This window comes from Pseudoduganella buxea (genome assembly GCF_009720835.1).
Taxonomy (GTDB): domain Bacteria; phylum Pseudomonadota; class Gammaproteobacteria; order Burkholderiales; family Burkholderiaceae_D; genus Rugamonas; species Rugamonas buxea.
Map to the genome: position 1 here is coordinate 1 of NZ_WNKZ01000205.1, position 1,684 is coordinate 1,684.

2 tRNA genes and 2 rRNA genes are annotated in these 1,684 nt (G+C 49.9%); all 4 read left to right on the forward strand.

The features are described from left to right. Nucleotides 1–71: ribosomal RNA gene (locus tag GM672_RS27575) — 16S ribosomal RNA — on the forward strand; the annotation flags it as partial. 80 nt (nucleotides 72–151) lie between these two features. Then, a tRNA-Ile gene (locus tag GM672_RS27580) sits at nucleotides 152–228 on the forward strand. A gap of 11 nt (nucleotides 229–239) precedes the next feature. After that, nucleotides 240–315: transfer RNA gene (locus GM672_RS27585), tRNA-Ala, on the forward strand. 210 nt (nucleotides 316–525) lie between these two features. After that, nucleotides 526–1,684: ribosomal RNA gene (locus GM672_RS27590) — 23S ribosomal RNA — on the forward strand; the annotation flags it as partial.

Genomic DNA, 1,684 nt, shown 5'->3' on the forward strand with positions numbered 1-1,684 from the left:
TAGGATTCGTGACTGGGGTGAAGTCGTAACAAGGTAGCCGTATCGGAAGGTGCGGCTGGATCACCTCCTTTCTAGAGTCGGCACTGATCGCAAGATCGTGCATCAAACGCTCACACTTATCGACTGTTGTTAGAGAAACAGCAAGAAGCGCGGGTCTGTAGCTCAGCTGGTTAGAGCACCGTGTTGATAACGCGGGGGTCGTTGGTTCGAGCCCAACCAGACCCACCAAGGATTCATGCGGGGGATTAGCTCAGCTGGGAGAGCACCTGCTTTGCAAGCAGGGGGTCGTCGGTTCGATCCCGTCATCCTCCACCATCGCTTCTGTTGATCGTACTGTGAAAGTACAAACGTAAGTCATTGAAGACTTAGGTTTGATCTTTTAGAGATCTTAGCTGTTTCGTTCTTTAACAATCTGGAAGAAGTAAAGTTTTATTGAACACATGAGACATCATGTGTTCAGGGTAGTAATAAAGCTCATCAAACACTGTAGTAAATGCTTGATACCGATAGCCGTCAAGGTTATAGGGACAAGTGAATAAGTGCACATGGTGGATGCCTTGGCGATTACAGGCGATGAAGGACGTAGTAGTCTGCGATAAGCTACGGGGAGCTGACAAACGAGCTTTGATCCGTAGATTTCCGAATGGGGAAACCCACCCTTTTAGGGTATCACTCACTGAATACATAGGTGTGTGAGGCGAACGCGGCGAACTGAAACATCTAAGTAGCTGCAGGAAAATAAATCAACCGAGATTCCCAAAGTAGTGGCGAGCGAAATGGGATGAGCCTGTACGTGATAGTCGGACTGATAGTGGAAGCCTCTGGAAATAGGCGCCATAGTGGGTGATAGCCCCGTACACGAAATCAGACCGGTGGTACTAAGCGTACGACAAGTAGGGCGGGACACGAGAAATCCTGTCTGAATATGGGGGGACCATCCTCCAAGGCTAAATACTCGTAATCGACCGATAGTGAACCAGTACCGTGAGGGAAAGGCGAAAAGAACCCCGGGAGGGGAGTGAAATAGATCCTGAAACCGTGTGCATACAAACAGTCGGAGCGGACTTGTTCCGTGACGGCGTACCTTTTGTATAATGGGTCAGCGACTTACATTCAGTAGCGAGGTTAACCATATAGGGGAGCCGCAGAGAAATCGAGTCCGAACAGGGCGCTAGTTGCTGGGTGTAGACCCGAAACCAAGTGATCTACCCATGGCCAGGTTGAAGGTGCGGTAACACGCACTGGAGGACCGAACCCACTAATGTTGAAAAATTAGGGGATGAGCTGTGGGTAGGGGTGAAAGGCTAAACAAACTTGGAAATAGCTGGTTCTCTCCGAAAACTATTTAGGTAGTGCCTCAAGTATCACCATCGGGGGTAGAGCACTGTTATGGCTAGGGGGTCATCGCGACTTACCAAACCATTGCAAACTCCGAATACCGATGAGTGCGAGCTTGGGAGACAGACGTCGGGTGCTAACGTCCGGCGTCAAGAGGGAAACAACCCAGACCGCCAGCTAAGGTCCCAAAGATTGGCTAAGTGGAAAACGAAGTGGGAAGGCTAAAACAGTCAGGATGTTGGCTTAGAAGCAGCCATCATTTAAAGAAAGCGTAATAGCTCACTGATCGAGTCGTCCTGCGCGGAAGATGTAACGGGGCTAAGCCAGTCACCGAAGCTGCGGATAT